13 protein-coding genes, 1 tRNA gene and 1 pseudogene are annotated in these 14,622 nt (G+C 62.3%); 7 read left to right on the plus strand and 8 right to left on the minus strand.

The annotated features are described in order from the left end of the window. Nucleotides 1-97 precede the first annotated feature (97 nt). Entirely contained in the window at nucleotides 98-1,063 is a 966-nt protein-coding gene (locus V1277_RS07845; protein ID WP_334415692.1) for a TAXI family TRAP transporter solute-binding subunit, read from the minus strand. A 172-nt stretch (nucleotides 1,064-1,235) separates the two neighbouring features. Here V1277_RS07845 and V1277_RS07850 point away from each other — a divergent pair. Next, a tRNA-Ile gene (locus tag V1277_RS07850) sits at nucleotides 1,236-1,311 on the plus strand. A 420-nt stretch (nucleotides 1,312-1,731) separates the two neighbouring features. On the opposite strand, the gene phnY is transcribed toward V1277_RS07850, so the two are convergent. From phnY to psrA, 6 genes are all read right to left on the minus strand, one after another. Beyond that, complete coding sequence (phnY, locus tag V1277_RS07855) at nucleotides 1,732-3,183, minus strand: phosphonoacetaldehyde dehydrogenase (RefSeq protein WP_334415693.1); 1,452 nt, start codon at nucleotides 3,181-3,183, stop codon at nucleotides 1,732-1,734. Nucleotides 3,184-3,194: 11 nt separating this feature from the next. After that, nucleotides 3,195-4,439 carry a phosphonoacetate hydrolase gene (gene phnA / locus V1277_RS07860; protein ID WP_334415694.1) on the minus strand — a complete coding sequence of 415 codons (1,245 nt, stop codon included), beginning with the start codon at nucleotides 4,437-4,439 and terminating at the stop codon, nucleotides 3,195-3,197. Nucleotides 4,440-4,553: 114 nt separating this feature from the next. Further along, nucleotides 4,554-5,351, minus strand: coding sequence for a phosphonate ABC transporter, permease protein PhnE (gene phnE / locus V1277_RS07865; RefSeq protein WP_334373389.1), 798 nt, complete (start codon nucleotides 5,349-5,351; stop codon nucleotides 4,554-4,556). 13 nt (nucleotides 5,352-5,364) lie between these two features. After that, a complete protein-coding gene (gene phnC, locus V1277_RS07870) occupies nucleotides 5,365-6,186 on the minus strand; it encodes a phosphonate ABC transporter ATP-binding protein (RefSeq protein WP_334367535.1) in 822 nt (273 codons plus the stop codon). Between the two features lie 51 nt (nucleotides 6,187-6,237). Next, a complete protein-coding gene (phnD, locus tag V1277_RS07875) occupies nucleotides 6,238-7,113 on the minus strand; it encodes a phosphonate ABC transporter substrate-binding protein (RefSeq protein WP_334415695.1) in 876 nt (291 codons plus the stop codon). An 82-nt stretch (nucleotides 7,114-7,195) separates the two neighbouring features. Continuing rightward, the gene (gene psrA, locus V1277_RS07880; RefSeq protein WP_334415696.1) at nucleotides 7,196-8,287 is read right to left on the minus strand and encodes an iron-containing alcohol dehydrogenase PsrA; all 1,092 of its coding nucleotides are present in this window, start codon (nucleotides 8,285-8,287) and stop codon (nucleotides 7,196-7,198) included. Nucleotides 8,288-8,423: 136 nt separating this feature from the next. Here psrA and V1277_RS07885 point away from each other — a divergent pair, with 136 nt between their 5' ends. After that, a complete protein-coding gene (locus V1277_RS07885) occupies nucleotides 8,424-9,302 on the plus strand; it encodes a LysR substrate-binding domain-containing protein (protein WP_334367532.1) in 879 nt (292 codons plus the stop codon). A 331-nt stretch (nucleotides 9,303-9,633) separates the two neighbouring features. Here V1277_RS07885 and V1277_RS07890 read toward each other — a convergent pair whose 3' ends face one another. Further along, nucleotides 9,634-10,317, minus strand: a complete 684-nt coding sequence (locus tag V1277_RS07890; protein WP_334415697.1) for a TetR/AcrR family transcriptional regulator — start codon at nucleotides 10,315-10,317, stop codon at nucleotides 9,634-9,636. A gap of 109 nt (nucleotides 10,318-10,426) precedes the next feature. On the opposite strand from V1277_RS07890, the pseudogene V1277_RS07895 reads away from it, so the two are divergent. The 5 genes and pseudogenes from V1277_RS07895 to V1277_RS07915 form a co-directional block, all read left to right on the plus strand. Further along, nucleotides 10,427-10,588 (plus strand): annotated as a pseudogene (locus tag V1277_RS07895) (FAD-binding protein); the annotation flags it as partial. Between the two features lie 60 nt (nucleotides 10,589-10,648). Continuing rightward, nucleotides 10,649-11,842 carry a multidrug effflux MFS transporter gene (locus tag V1277_RS07900; RefSeq protein ID WP_334373381.1) on the plus strand — a complete coding sequence of 398 codons (1,194 nt, stop codon included), beginning with the start codon at nucleotides 10,649-10,651 and terminating at the stop codon, nucleotides 11,840-11,842. 279 nt (nucleotides 11,843-12,121) lie between these two features. Further along, the gene (locus V1277_RS07905; RefSeq protein WP_334415698.1) at nucleotides 12,122-13,018 is read left to right on the plus strand and encodes an NAD(P)/FAD-dependent oxidoreductase; all 897 of its coding nucleotides are present in this window, start codon (nucleotides 12,122-12,124) and stop codon (nucleotides 13,016-13,018) included. A 20-nt stretch (nucleotides 13,019-13,038) separates the two neighbouring features. Beyond that, nucleotides 13,039-13,512: a methyltransferase family protein gene (locus tag V1277_RS07910; RefSeq protein ID WP_334373378.1), complete on the plus strand. Its 474-nt coding sequence runs from the start codon at nucleotides 13,039-13,041 to the stop codon at nucleotides 13,510-13,512. 158 nt (nucleotides 13,513-13,670) lie between these two features. Further along, a complete protein-coding gene (locus tag V1277_RS07915; protein WP_334415700.1) occupies nucleotides 13,671-14,534 on the plus strand; it encodes a class I SAM-dependent methyltransferase in 864 nt (287 codons plus the stop codon). Nucleotides 14,535-14,622: the final 88 nt, after the last annotated feature.

Consider the following 14,622-nt stretch of genomic DNA (forward strand, 5'->3'; position numbering starts at 1 on the left):
CACCTGAGAATCTCGAGATCCCGGGTTCGCTCGCTTTGCTCGCGCCCCGGGATGACCGTTGCGTTGCCTCGCGCTGACGCGCGAGCCAAGGCAAAGGTCATTTCACCACCCCCGCCTCGCGGAAGTACTTCATCACCCCAGGATGAATCAGTCCCGCATTCGGCGCCGCCGCAACCGTGTTCGCGGCCGTGGTCTCGCAGGCCTGCGGCAGCTTCTTGCACAGCGCAGACTCCTGCCCATGAAGCGTGCGCGCCAACCGGTAGGCGACGTCGTCGGGCAGGCTTTCACGCGCCAGCACAAAGCTCCAGGAGCCTATGGAGTCGATCGCGGCCGGCTGGTTCGGATAGCTGTTGGCGGGGACCGTCAGCGGCTTAAGGAACGTATGCTTGGTACGGACGCGCGCGATCTCACTGGCGTCGGGTGCGATAAATCGCGCGCCGCCGGGAGCTTGCACCATCGCCGCAAAGCCGGGCCAGCCGACGCCCGCGCCCCACAGCGCGGCGGCGCGACCGTCCTGGACCATGGCGGGGCCGTCGCCGGCGCGGTCGAGATAGATCGACTTGAAGTCCTCGTCCTGCTTCAGCCCGATGCCGTCGAGGATATAGCGCGACAGGATCGGCAGGCCCGAGCCCTTCGCGCCGAACGCAACCGGCTGGCCGACCAGATCCCTGATCGTCTTGTAGGGACTGTCCGCCCGCACCACGAACATGCCGGGGCTGGAATACATCGCGGTCAGGATTTTCAACTTCGTCGCCGGCCGCCCGATGCCCATGAAGGCTTCATAGGCGGGCTCCCCCGCCACCAGCGCGATATCGAGCTGGCCGGATTCCAGCAGCGGGATGTTTTCGTTGGAGCCCTTGGTGTTGCGCGGCTCGATCGACAGCGCCGGATCGACGGCATTCATCACTTCCGCAAATGCATTGCCATAAACCGGAAACCCGCCGCCCGGCGTCGCGGTTCCCAGGCTGATCGTGGTTTTGGTAATGGCCTTGCCTCCCTCCTGTGCCCCGGCGCTGCCCGCAAGCAGCAGCAGGCCGGCGCAGGCAATCCCAGCGAGTTTCATTGTTGGCCTCAAGCGTTCGGTGACGATGATGCACGGAAGGTTGTAGGCAAGCCCGAGCGCTTGTGAAAGCGCGTTTCGGCCCGGAAGGTCGGCATTGCCGTATCGCTGTCATGCCTGTAAACGATGGCGGCACCGTTGCCGGCCGCCCTCTCCCCGCGGCCGCTCCGCGGCGGGGCCTGTAGCTCAATGGTTAGAGCCGGCCGCTCATAACGGTCTGGTTGCAGGTTCGAGTCCTGCCGGGCCCACCAGCCTTCGCTCGCGCGAAGCGGCGAAGGCTGCCGCGCCGGAGCCCAAAGGGCGAAGGCGGGCCGTGCGGCGGCGAGCTTCGGCCCGGCAAGCCATCCTGCGATCATCAACGGGAAAGACAGCCGCAAGGCCGACGTGGTTCGCGGTCCCAACCAAAATATCGAAAACAACCCCATGCAAAGTAGCAATGGTCGCTGGCATGGATGCTTGCAATCCCGCGAGAACATTTTGACGCGTCGGGCAAATCAGGGGCACTATTCAATGATCGCGCAATTTGAAAAACGCCCATGGGCCTGCCCGACAACGGGCTCTTCGGCGCGATTGCAGGCAAAAATCCTTACCCACAACTGAATTGCCCCGACCTCCTTCAATCGGGGGGTGAGCCAAGTCTCTCAAAAAAGCAAGAGCGGCTCCGCAACAACTTAACCCTGCCAGGGCAGCGAGTACGTCCGGACGTTGGTGAACCCTTTCATGGCCTCCACAACTCCCTCCTTGTAGCCCTGCCCGGAGTCCTTGATGCCGCCGAACGGCGACATCTCGGTGCGATAGCCCGGCACCTCCCACACGTTCACGGTGCCAACCTCAAGTTCGTTGATGAAGCGCGTAATGTAATCGAGGCGATTTGTGCAAACTCCGGAAGACAGCCCGTAGGCTGTCGAATTTGAAATGCGGATCACCTCTGCGATGTCGTTCGGACAGCGAATCATCGGGATCACTGGTCCAAACGTCTCCTCATGCACGAGTTCGCAATCGTACGGCACGCGGTCGACGACGGTTGGGGCATAAAGGGCGCCCTGGCGATCGTTGCCGTGAAGCAGCTCGGCGCCCTTCGTCACCGCGTCATTGACACGGTTCTCGAACAGAACAGCGGATCGTTCATTGATGACCGTGCCAACATCGGTTTCCGGATCGGCCGGGTCACCGCATTTCAGCTTCCTGGCCTTTTCGAGCACGCATTTCGAGAGTTCATCGGCGATCTTCTCGACGACGAGAATGCGCTTCACCGCTGTGCAGCGCTGGCCCGAATTCTTCGTCGCGCCCTGCACGGCCAGCTCGGCCGCCTTGTCGAGGTCGGCGTCCTCCATGACGATCAGCGGATCGTTGCCGCCGAGTTCGAGCACGATACGCTTGTAGCCTGCGGTGCGGGCGATGTGCTTGCCGACCCGAACGGAGCCCGTGAAAGTAACCAGGTCTGCGTCCGGATCCGTGATCATCGCATCGCCCATCGTGGACGGATTACCCGTGACCACGGAGAGCATCTCAGGCGGCAGTCCCGCTTCGTAGAGCACGTCCGCGAGTGCAAGTGCGGTCAGCGGAGTCAGCTCAGTCGGTTTGAGAACGACCCGGTTGTTCGTTGCGATCGCAGGCGCGAGCTTGTGGCTCACCATGTTGAGCGGATGATTGAATGGCGTGATCGCCGAGATGACGCCCAGCAACGGGGTCCGCAGCGTGTGGATACGGCGCGCCTTGCCGTTCGGCGAGATGTCGCAGGCATAGGACTCGCCGTCGTCCTTGACCGCGAGTTGTGCGGCGAACGACCAGACGTCGTAGGCGCGCGTCGACTCGTAGATCGCGTCCTTCCAGCAGAGGCCGGACTCCGCGGATATGATACGCGCGAAGGATGCGCGCCGACCGTGCAGCAGTTCAGCAGCCTTCTGCAGAATTTGCTGACGCTCGAAGCGCGACAGTTTTGGCTTGAACGCTTTCGCCTTGCCAAACGCTTCGCGCACATGTTCGGGGCGCGCTGCCGGCACGGTGCCGACGAGCGATCCGTCGTAGGGATTGCGGACCTCGATCACATCGTCGGTCGTGACGTGTTTGCCGGCAATGCGCAACGCTTCTCGCTTTGCCGTGTAACTGAAAGGCACGTTCATGGCATCGATCCTCAGGCTACGAGATTCAACGCGACGTCGAAGACGTCGAAATTGCGCAGCGTACGGCCGGCAGGAACCACGATCTTTCGATTCGCGATCATCGGCACGGTCTGCTCCGTGAGACCGCCGTGCGAACGCAGCGGCTCAGTTAGTCCCGACAGATCGTGCTTGGCGGCGGAGGTGCCGAGCACCTTGTGTTTCGACGACAGCACGACGACGTCGCCAATACGGTCGGCCGGAAGCTCGAACCGCTTGCACGCTTCTTCCGCCGGGATCGCAACCTCGACCCCCGCGATAGTCTTGATGTGATCGAGCACGGCTTGCCGCTTGTCGTTATCGACGTAGACAGTCGCGAATGAGCCGAGCGCACCATGATGCGCGACGTACGGGTCTGTGATCGGCAGAATCACGCGCGTCATCCCGGCACCGAATTTCCCGTCAAGGATCTCCTGCAGGTAGATGACGTCCGGCTCGCCGTTTGGCAGATGTTTGTCGTTCATGCCGTGATCGGCGGTCATCACCAGCACGCAGCCCAGCGCATCGAGCTCTCCGACGTACCGGTCGAACATCTTGTAGAAGCTGTCGGCGATCGCAGAACCCGGCGCCGCCTTGTGCTGCACGTAGTCCGTGGTCGAAAGATACATCACGTCCGGCCGGAAGGTCTTGAGCAGCTCGACGCCGGCCGCGAAGACGAACTCCGACAGATCGGCCGAATAGACTTCCGGCAATTTCATGCCGACGAATTCAAGCACGTTTTCGATGCCGTTTTCGGCCATGTTGGCCTTGTCGGCCTTCTCCGACGAGAACGCGATGGCGGTCCCCTTTTGGAAGTCGAGGCCCTTCCCCAGCAGCGTGCGCAACTTGTCCTTCGCGGTCACCATGGCGACCTTGCTGCCGGCCTTCTGGAACTCGGCGAGGATCGTGGGTACGCGCAGGAAGCGGGCGTCGTTCATCATTACTTCCTGCTTTGCCTCGCGGTCATAGAAGAAGTTGCCGGCGATGCCGTGCACGGCCGGCGGTCGGCCGGTGATGATCGACAGGTTGTTCGGGTTTGTGAAACTCGGGATCACCGACAGCGCGAGCGTGTTCGTGCCGGTCTTCAGTATCCGTTCGAGGTTGGGGCAGAGTCCCTTCTCGATAGCGCGCTCGATATAGCCGGGCTCGGAACCGTCGATACAAATGACGACGGTCGGGGTATTGGGGACGCGATAGCTGCGGCCATTCGTCGTCACGGAAGCGGGAGTACGTGTGAGCATGGCTCATCCTTTCCAGTGTTGCGCCACGCGGTGACGCTCTAAGGGGTACCTTTTCCCGGCAATACCGAGAGGCGGATAAAGTGGCCGGCAATGTTCGGTGCCGGCCGAGTTGCGTCAGCGGATCATCGAGCGGACGCGGGAGGAAAGGAGGTCGGTGACCAACACCATCGCAAGGATGACCAGGATGCAGGTCGCCGTGTCCTGATATTGGAACAGCTTCATCGAGGACACGAGTTCGAAACCGATGCCGCCCGCGCCGACCATGCCGAGCACGGTGGATTGGCGCACGTTGGTCTCGAGACGGTAGAAGATGGTACCGAGCCAGGCCGGCAGCACTTGCGGCAGCACGCCGAAGAAGAAGGTCTTGAACGGGCCGGCGGCGGCCGAGCGGAACGCTTCGAGCGGACCTTCGTCGATGTCTTCCATGGCTTCGGCAAAGAACTTGCCGAGCATACCCGCGCCGTGGATGGCGAGAGCGAGCACGCCGGCGAACGGGCCGAGGCCGATGGCGGCGACGAAGATCAGCGCCAGGATAATCTCGTTGATGCCGCGCATGCAGTTCAGCACTTGGCGGGTGAAGTGATAAATCGCCGGATGCGGTGAAAGGTTGCGAGCCGCAAAAAAGCTGATCGGCAGCGAGATCGCCACGCCGAGCAACGTTCCCCAGATCGCGACCTGCAGGCTTTCCAGCGCGGGCCGCCAGAGCTTCTCAATGAACTCCGGATTCGGCGGCATCATGCGGACCAGAAAGTCCCACATATAAGGGATGCCGTTCCAGAGATTGGCCGCGTTGATCTGCGATCCGACTGCAGCCCAATAGAGGAAGCCCACGATCACCAGACCGAGGACGCCGGTGCCCCACCAGCCGAAGCGGCCCTGAGGCGGACGAAGAACGAGTTGGTAGCTGGACATGGTCGTCTCCTGCTCAGGCGGATGCCGCAAGGGCGATGGGATCGAGCGAATTCGACACCAGGCGTGGGCCGGCATTCGGCCGCAACACGCGGGCGACGCCCGGATCTTCCAATCCCGGATAGATCTGGTGCACGACGTCGACAGTGAGGTGGTCCGGCGTATCGTCGAACACCACTTTGCCGCCCGAGAGACCAACGATGCGCTCGCCAAATTCGACTGCGTAGTCGACCTGATGCAGATTGCAGATGACGGCGATGCCTTCTTCCTTGCAGATCGCCTTGAGATAGCCGAGCACGACACGCGAGGTTTTCGGGTCGAGGCTGGCCACCGGCTCGTCGCACAGGATGACCGCCGGGCGTTGGGCCAGCGCACGGGCAATGCCGATGCGCTGCTGCTCGCCGCCGGAGAGCTGGTCGGCGCGCGCCATTGCCTTGTGTGTCAGCTCGACGCGCTGAAGACATTCCATTGCGATCTCGACGTCCTTCGTCGGGAAGATTTGAAGCGCCGAGAGGATCGACGACATCCCGGCCATGCGACCGACCAGGATGTTCTTGAGTACGGTGAGTCGCTTTACCAGGTTGTGGTGCTGGAAGATCATCGCGACCGGGCGCAAGCGTCCGCCGGCCGCGCGTTTGGAGTCGAAGATCGTGCCGTCGATGACGATCTGGCCGGCGTCCGGCGGCGTGAGGCCGTTGATGCAACGGAGCATGGTGGATTTTCCGGCGCCGCTCGGCCCCAGCACGACGAGGAATTCGCCTGACTTGACTTCGAGGTCGATGCCCTGGAGCACCGGCTTCCCGCCGTAAGATTTCTTCAAACCTGCGATCTTGATCATCTGAGCAGTCCTATGCCGGAGGGTTGGTTACGGCGGGTCAGCGCAGCGGGTTCATTTCATCTTTTTCAGATCGAGATTGAGCGCCTTTGCGGTATCCCGAATCACATCGTAGGCCGCATCGTTGGTTTCGACGAAGCGGTTGAGCTTGCCCTGGTCGGCCCAGGTGATGTCCTTGATGTTCAAGAACGCGGTCTTGATCTTTGCCTTCAGTTCCGGTGTCAGATTCTTGCGCCACACCGTCGGCGATTCCGGGATCGGGTCAGAACTCCACACGACGTGGATGTCCTCGCGCTTGACGAGATTCTTCTGCACAGCGGCGTCGAGGATGCGGTCAGCGATGGTGGCCGCGTCGACACGCTTGTTGGCGACCGCCAGTGCGTTGGCATCGTGCGAGCCGGTGAAAAGAACGCGGCCGAAGAACTTCTCCGGGTCGATTCCGAGCTTGAGCAGGCCGGCCTTGGGGAAGAGATGGCCGGAAGTCGAAGACGGATCGACGAACGCGAAGGTCCTGCCCTTCAGATCGTTGATGTCCTTGATGCCACTGTCTTTCCGTGTGATGATCTGGCTGTGATAGAAAGTACGTCCGGACTTTTGTGTCTCGGCGGTAGCAAACGCCTCGATGTTGGCCACGGAGGCGCCGAGCACATAGGAGAACGGGCCGAGATAGGCCACCTCGATGTGACCGGCGCGCATCGCCTCGATGACGCCGTTATAGTCGGCGGCAACGAACCCCTGCACCTTCATGCCGAGATTCTTTTCGAGCGCATCGAGCAGCTGCTGGCTCGACGCCAGCATCGCGCGAGAATCTTCTGATGGAATGAGACCGACGCGGATCACACCCTCTGCACGCAACACATTCGGCATGGCGACCAAGGCGCCGGCCACAGCAACGGACCCGACGAGCATTTTCCGACGCGTGATGTTCATGTTTTCCTCCTGTGATTCCGTTGGTCTTTTTGACCATTGCCGGTGGTTTGTGATGGGCGTGTTCGCCTCTAGGTCTGTTTCACTACGCTGCCTTGACCGTCTGCCTTCCAATGAAATTCCTGCCGCGCTCGCCTTCCAGCGCTTTCTCGACCAGGCGTGTCCATTCCGCCGGCGAAACGCCGTAGGTGGCAGGATCAGTCTTGACGCCGATCCCCTCGAGGAAAGACCGCAGCTTGCGGACACCTTCGCTGAGGTCCGGGCCAAAGATGCGGCGCAGTGCGGCGTCGCAGTCGGGGCTGTTGCCTATTGCCCACCCCATCACGATCGGCAGCGAGAACGAACAGGCGATGCCGTGGATCAGTCCGATCTTCAGCGTAATGTCGTAGGAGATGTTGTGGGCCAAAGCCGTCTTGGTCTGCGAGAAAGCGAAGCCGGCGAGCAGGCTGCCGCGCGCCTGACGGGTGCGCAGATCGATATCGCCGAGATTGTCGAGCAGGCGCGGCAGCGTTTCGATGATCTCGCGCGCGGCCTCGACCGCGAAGCCGGCCGAGACCGAGTTGGCGTTCACGTTCCAGATGCTCTCGAGCGCATGTGACAGGGAGTCGAGACCGGTCGCCAGGGTCAGCCCTCGCGGCGCCCCAAGGATAAGCTGCGGATCGAGCACGGCGGCTTCGGGATAGAGCAACGGATGCGCCAGCGAATACTTGCTGCCGTTGGCCGAATCCCACACGGTTGCCCAATGGGTGACTTCGCTGCCTGTTCCGGAAGTAGTCGGCACCGCAATGATCGGCACGATCGCCGACGTGTCCAGCGGGGCCTTCTCGGTAAGATGGCGGCGGACATTCTCGAAGTCGCCCTTGCTTGCAGCCAGCACCTTGGCCGCATCCATCATCGAGCCGCCACCGAGGGCAACGATGACTTCAGGCGCTTGCGTTGCAGCGCCGAAGACACGGCAGGAATTCACCAGATCGGCGCAGTCCGGGTTGGTCTCGATATTGTCGATGACGGCAACCGGCTCGCCCGCGACCTTTGTAAGGCGCGCCGCCAGGTCGTTGAAAATCGGTTGATTATAGGTCACGAGGGCATAGCGGCGCTTGCCGATCAGACCTCCGACTTCATCGAATGTCCCTGCGCCGAAGCGAACTTTTACGGGATTCCAGTAGGCCCACCGCATAACGTTCCACCCTTGATCGCGCCTGAAGCGCTGCTGCTTCCGCGCTTCTCGTGAGCGCTCGTTGTGGTCCGGACCATTGCTGAACGCTGTTACATCGACAAATTGATTTTTTCAGAGAAATAGATAGATTTGTTCTATGCGATATACCCAGATTCGCTCCTTCCATGCTGTGGCGACTGCAGGCGGCTTCAATGCCGCGTCGGATGCAGTTCACATCACGCAGCCGACGCTGACGGCCCAGGTCGGCGCGCTGGAGGAGGAGTACGGCGTCGAGCTCTTCATCAAGAAGGGCCGCCGGCGCGAGTTGACCGACACGGGACGGCAACTACTGGCGATTACGTCGCGCCTGTTTGCCGAGGAAGAAGAAGCGGTCGCATTCCTGGAGCAGTCGCGCGAGCTCAAGACCGGTCGGCTTTCGATTGGCGCGGTCGGCCCCTATCACGTCACCGAGATGCTTGCGGCCTTCAATCGCGCCTATCCGGGGATCGAACTCGCCGTGAAGCTCGGCAACTCGCACGAGGTCCTCGATGATCTTCTTGACTACAAGAGCGACATCGCGGTGCTAGCGCACATTGATGAGGACGATCGTCTTCTCACTCTTCCATATAGACGCCATCCAGTCGGCGTCTTTGTGCGCACCGATCATCCGCTGGCGAAGCAGAAGAGCGTCAAGATCTCCGAACTCGAAGGCGAACCACTAATAATCCGTGAGACCGGCTCTACGACGCGACGCGCGTTCGAGCAAGCGCTCGCTAAGGCAAAGATCAAGCCGCGCATCGTCATGGAGATCGGAAGCCGCGAGGCGATCCGCGAAGCCGTCATTCGCGGGTTGGGCATAAGCTACGTCTCCGAAGCCGAGTTCGTTCCAGACTCTTCTCTGCGCCTCATCCCAATCAGTAATGCGGGAATCTTCACCTATGCGCATGTTGTGATTTTGCGGAAACGCGAAACCAGCCGGATCATCCGCGCGTTTCTCGAAGTCGTGCGTAAGACAAAGGTTTCCAATACGAAGTAGCGTCATTCGAGGTAATTGGGTTGAGCTGAGCGCGAAAGAGCCGAGGGGGGTCTTTTTCGATCCTAGCGTCGCTTCGCGAGCTCCGGCTGGGCAAGCCCGTGCCACGAACTCCCAGCGAAGCGAACGAAGGCTGTCAAGCCGAAGCCCGCAGGGCGAAGGCGGACTGGATTTGGGGAAATGCGCTGCCGAGGGTCATCGTGCGGACTGGTATCGCAACCGATAGTTCAACAAGCGTATTTTTTCCGCGATCTTGTCGCCAATCGAAAGCTCTTCAGCCTCCATGATTTTCAAACCGGTCTCGGTTATTTTGACAACATCGGTCACGCACGATTCAAATTTTGTTTTTTGACCTTGGGGCAGGCAAATATCCGCCCGCGTGGTCGTTGCCACGGTGCGCGGCGATGAACATGGCGACGGCCGACCGGCAATAGGATTCGATTTCGTTGTCGTCCTCTGCTCTCGCCTGATCGAAGCGTGCGATAATCAGGAGATCGGATCCTTTGAAAAGCGCGGCAAACAAGCGGGCGGACCGGAGAGGATCGGGCACGTTCAGAACCGCCTTCGCGTGCAACTGACGCAACAGGGCCTCAATTTGGGCGATGACATGGGCGGGGCCGGCTTCGTAATGGAGCTTGCTTAACGAGTTTTGATTCGTCTTGTCGGCCATTACCATGGCTTCGACACTGCGGACGTCTGATCTCAACAGCGTGCGAAGCAGTGATGATCCCACCGCCATGAGCTGATCTTCGGCCGAACCGTCGACGCCTTCAAGAAGGGCCTGTGGTGCAAACAACTGATGGCAGCCGGCCGCGATGGCCGCGCTGAACAGCGCCTCCTTGTTCTCGAAGTGCCGATAGATGCTGAGCTTGGATATCTTCGCCCGCTGGGCGACCTTGTCCAATGTCGTCGCTTGAAAACCCAATTCCACAAAGAGTTCGCGCGCGGCGTCGACGATCGTTTGGCCAAGCGCCTCGTTGGCGGGCCGGCCGCGCCGGCTCTGTCTGTTTTCGGTCACCACAATTCCAGTACTTGACAGTATTATAATCCTTGAATTACGATACCATGAAGTTTTCGAAATAGGCAAGTCAGTGGGCAGGTTTCTGTCCTCCCACGGAGCCATCACCATGGATGACGTCATCATCATCGGCGGCAGCTTTGCCGGTCTCGCCGGGGCCCTGCAGCTTGGCCGTGCCCGCCGCAAGGTCATCGTTCTCGATGCCGGCCTGCCGCGCAACCGCTTCGCGGGCCATTCGCATGGCCTGCTCGGCCACGATCACAAGCCACCGCGACGCGCACCGCGTCACTCGCCGCCTTAACGTACCTATCCCTCATACCGGAAAGCTCCGATGGCTGACCTGGTCAATCCCCTGCGCATTCCCGCCTCCAGCGCCCTGCCCATCGCCGTCCTTTCCGTCCTAACCGCGATGGGAACGCTGGCGACCAACATCCTGCTGCCGTCTCTGCCGCACATTGCGATCTCATTGAATGTCACGACTGCGGCGGTCACGTCCGCCATCACCGTTTTTCTTGCGGTGTTCGGCTTGGGCCAGCTCCTGGTCGGACCGCTTTCGGATCGCTACGGAAGACGTTGGCCGGTCCTGATCGGATTTGCCGTGTTCTTCGCGGGCAGCGCCTGGTGCGGTCTGGCGACCGACCTGCCTAATCTCCTTGTCGGCCGCGTCGTGCAGGCAACAGGTGCTTGCGCGACGGCAGTGCTGTCTCGCGCCATCGCCCGCGACTTGTTTAGCGGCCCAGCGCTGGCACGCGCGATGGCGCTCATCATGATGGTGATGTCCGCTGCTGCCGGGTTCTCGCCACTGCTTGGCGGCGCACTCGACCACAGCCTGGGCTGGCGCGCCCAATTCGCGCTGGTCGCGGCCTTTGCTGCCGTCAGCGCCGTTGCCTACGGCATCGTTCTCGGCGAAACCCACAATTCGACCCGCACGCCGCTCAACCCAGTTGCCATCGGCAGGACCTATGCCGGCTTGATTGGCGACCGTCGCTTCGCGATCCCCGCGACCACCTCGAGCCTCTGCATAGGGGGCATGTTCTCATTGTTTTCGGCGGCACCGCGCCTATTCATCGAAGCGCTGCACTTCACGCCGATCCAGCTAGGCCTCTTTTTCGCCGGCACCGTCTTCATCGTATCCGCCGCGGGTATGCTTGCATCAAGATTGGCACCACGCTACGGGCTCGATGGCCCGATCCGGGCCGGTTTGTGCGCGGCGGCCGCCAGCAACCTTGCGATCCTGCTCATCGCGATAATAAGCCCGACTTTCCTGCCTTTTCTGGCCGCGATGTGCGTTGTTCTTCTCGGGATGGGTGTTGTCATTCCACTGGCCACTGCGCGGGCGCTTTCTCCATTCGGGGAGAAGGCCGGCGCCGCCTCGGCGCTGCTGGGTTTCTTGCAGATGATGATCGCCGCGATCGGCGTATGGCTTGCTGCCGCAGTGTCACATGAAGCGATGTTGGCGCTGGGCATCGTGATGAGCGCGTTTTCCCTGCTGGCTCTTGGCCTGTACGCGCGGCCGGGATCTTGATTTGGCGCATGACTCCGCGCGCGTTTCTTTTCAATCGCTCGTCAGCTTTGCGAAGTCCGGCTTACGCCGTCGGGCAAACACGGCAAACTTCGCCAGTTTGACGATTGTGCCTTCTCCCGAGCCCGCCGGCGTCGGCGGGCCCGTCCCTGTCTGTTTTCGGTCGCCGCAATTCCAGTACTTGACAGTATTCTAATTCTTGAATTACGATACCATGCAGTGTCTGAAATGTGCAAGCCAATGGGTAGGTTTCAACCTGTCCTCCAAACGGAGCCCATCACCATGGATGACGTCATCATTATCGGCGGCAGCTTTGCCGGTCTCGCCGGCGCCCTGCAGCTCGGCCGTGCCCGCCGCAAGGTCACCGTTCTCGACACCGGGCTGCCGCGCAACCGCTTCGCCGGCCACTCGCACGGCCTGCTCGGCCACGATCACAAGCCACCGCTGGCCATCCTGGCCGAGGCGCGGCAGCAGCTGGCGCGTTATCCCACGATCAAGCTGGTCAATGCCCGGGCCGACAGCGTCTCCGGCGCCATCGACGATTTCACCGTCCTCACTTCCGATGGCGCAAGCCTTAGGGCGCGTCGCCTGATCCTGAGCTATGGCGTCGCCGACCAGATGCCTGATATTCCGGGCTTTGCCGAAGGCTGGGGCACGTCCATCGTGCCCTGCCCCTATTGCGACGGCTTTGAAGTCGCCGGCCAGCATTGGGGCCTCGTCTGGTCCGGCCCGCAGTCGCACAATCAGGTCAGGCTGTTCCACGATTGGACCGACAGGTTGACGGTCTTCGCCGATGGTCATGACATTCCACCCGATATCCGGGCCGATCTGACGCGCCGCAACACACCTGTCGTCGATGGCCGGATCACTGAGATCACCCATCACGGGGACCATAGCGCCACCGTCAAGCTCGATACCGGCCCCGATTTCGCGGTCGACATCCTGTTCGCGCATCCGCGCAACAAGCCGTCCGCAAGCCTGCATGAATCACTGGGCCTCGCCACGGTCGATACGCCCCTCGGCATCATCCTCAAGGTCGACGAGCGCCGCCAAACCAGCATGCCCGGCATCTACGCCGCCGGCGACCTCGCCAACCCTCTTACGCCGCCATCGGTCACCCTGGCATCATCGCAGGGCGCGATGGCGGGTATCTTCGCCCAGCAGTCGATGCTGGTTTGAGAGCATCGATTGAGATGAGCATGGCCGTCGAACCGGACAGCGCGGGTGTGCGCTTCCCGCCGCCCTTCGTCTATCTGGGAGCGCTGCTGTTGGGGCTGGCGGCGGAGCGGTTCGTCACCCTGCGCTCTTTCGGCATCGACTGGCGGTTGCTGGTCGCGACAGGCGCGCTGCTGATCGTTGCCGGCGCGGCGATGATGCTTGCGGCGGCGGGGCTGTTCCGGCGGCTGGGCACCAACGTTCCGCCGTCGCAGCCAACGACCCTCATTGCAACGACCGGCCCTTATCGGTGGACCCGCAACCCCATGTATCTCGGCATGGCGCTTATCTATGCCGGCCTTGCGATCGGCTTCGACGGGCCGATCGCCTTCGCCTTGCTCCCGTTGGTGCTGATCGCGATCCAGACGCAGGTGATCGCCCGCGAGGAGCGCTATCTCGAAGCGAAGTTCGGCGACGACTACCGCCGCTACAAGGCCGAGGTTCGCCGCTGGCTCTGACTATTCCGCCGCTGCCGCCTGCGGGGCCTTCTGATAAACCAGCACCGGCTTCCTTGCCGCGAGCTATCACCGGGTAGCTGGAGGCGGGATCGCTGGAGACGATGCGCGCTTTGGCATCGGATAGCTTGGTTAAGAACGCATCAGAACAAGGATATGTCATGACACAGCACAATGCCGATCGGGTCGCCGCCTGGAATGGCCAAAGCGGGGAGCGCTGGGTCGCCCACCAGGCCCGGCTCGACGCCAGGCTGGCGGTGTTCGGCCAGGCCGCGATCGAAGCCGCCGCGCCCGCGGCGGGCGAGCGCGTGCTGGACGTCGGCTGCGGCGCGGGCGCGTCGAGTCTGGCTCTGGCCGCCCGCGTCGGCGCGCGGGGCCAAGTGCTGGGCGTGGACATATCCGAACCGCTGATCGCCCGAGCGCGCGCGCTTGCGCCACAGGATACGCCGGCCCTGTTCCGGGTGGCCGACGCCAGCAGCGCCGAGCTGCCCGAGGGGGCGTTCGACATCCTGTTCTCGCGTTTCGGGGTGATGTTCTTCGACGATCCGACAGGGGCGTTCGCCCATATGCGCCGCGCGCTCCAGCCGGGCGGGCGGGTCGCTTTCGTCTGCTGGCGTGGCGCGGCCGAGAACGATTGGGTGCGCCTGCCGATGGGCGCGATCAAAGGCATCGTCCCGCCGACGGCGCCGCCCGATCCCGAAGCGCCCGGCCCATTCTCGTTCGGCGACCGGGGGCGGGTGGCTCGCATCCTGACGGCGGCCGGCTTCACCGATATCGCTATCGCGCCCTTCGATGCTTCCGTCCCGTTTGGCGAGGGCGCGACGCGGGACGCGGCGATCGACGACGCGGTGAAGATGACGTTCGAGGTCGGCCCGCTGTCGCGCGCGCTCGCTGATCAGCCCGACGACATCCGCGCCCGCGCCTCGGCCGCGGTTCGTGCCGCCTTCGCGGGCCGCCCCGGCGAGCGGTCGGTGATGATCGACAGCGCGACGTGGATCGTCACGGCGCGCAATCCCGCAAGCTGACAGGGATTAGCAGGGGAGACGCCCCGCTCGGTGGAGGGGGGCGTCTTTGGCCGGTCAGCGGGACCAGATGAGGGCGTATTCGCCGGCG

It is taken from the genome of Bradyrhizobium sp. AZCC 1588 (assembly GCF_036924735.1).
GTDB lineage: Bacteria > Pseudomonadota > Alphaproteobacteria > Rhizobiales > Xanthobacteraceae > Bradyrhizobium.

Excerpts from the sequence above, each read along its gene's own strand:
- V1277_RS07845 (WP_334415692.1), bottom strand. The coding sequence starts at position 1,063 with ATGAAACTCGCTGGGATTGCCTGCGCCGGCCTGCTGCTGCTTGCGGGC.
- phnY (WP_334415693.1), bottom strand. The coding sequence starts at position 3,183 with ATGAACGTGCCTTTCAGTTACACGGCAAAGCGAGAAGCGTTGCGCATT.
- phnA (WP_334415694.1), bottom strand. The coding sequence starts at position 4,439 with ATGCTCACACGTACTCCCGCTTCCGTGACGACGAATGGCCGCAGCTAT.
- phnE (WP_334373389.1), bottom strand. The coding sequence starts at position 5,351 with ATGTCCAGCTACCAACTCGTTCTTCGTCCGCCTCAGGGCCGCTTCGGC.
- phnC (WP_334367535.1), bottom strand. The coding sequence starts at position 6,186 with ATGATCAAGATCGCAGGTTTGAAGAAATCTTACGGCGGGAAGCCGGTG.
- phnD (WP_334415695.1), bottom strand. The coding sequence starts at position 7,113 with ATGAACATCACGCGTCGGAAAATGCTCGTCGGGTCCGTTGCTGTGGCC.
- psrA (WP_334415696.1), bottom strand. The coding sequence starts at position 8,287 with ATGCGGTGGGCCTACTGGAATCCCGTAAAAGTTCGCTTCGGCGCAGGG.
- V1277_RS07885 (WP_334367532.1), top strand. The coding sequence starts at position 8,424 with ATGCGATATACCCAGATTCGCTCCTTCCATGCTGTGGCGACTGCAGGC.
- V1277_RS07900 (WP_334373381.1), top strand. The coding sequence starts at position 10,649 with ATGGCTGACCTGGTCAATCCCCTGCGCATTCCCGCCTCCAGCGCCCTG.
- V1277_RS07905 (WP_334415698.1), top strand. The coding sequence starts at position 12,122 with ATGGATGACGTCATCATTATCGGCGGCAGCTTTGCCGGTCTCGCCGGC.
- V1277_RS07910 (WP_334373378.1), top strand. The coding sequence starts at position 13,039 with ATGGCCGTCGAACCGGACAGCGCGGGTGTGCGCTTCCCGCCGCCCTTC.
- V1277_RS07915 (WP_334415700.1), top strand. The coding sequence starts at position 13,671 with ATGACACAGCACAATGCCGATCGGGTCGCCGCCTGGAATGGCCAAAGC.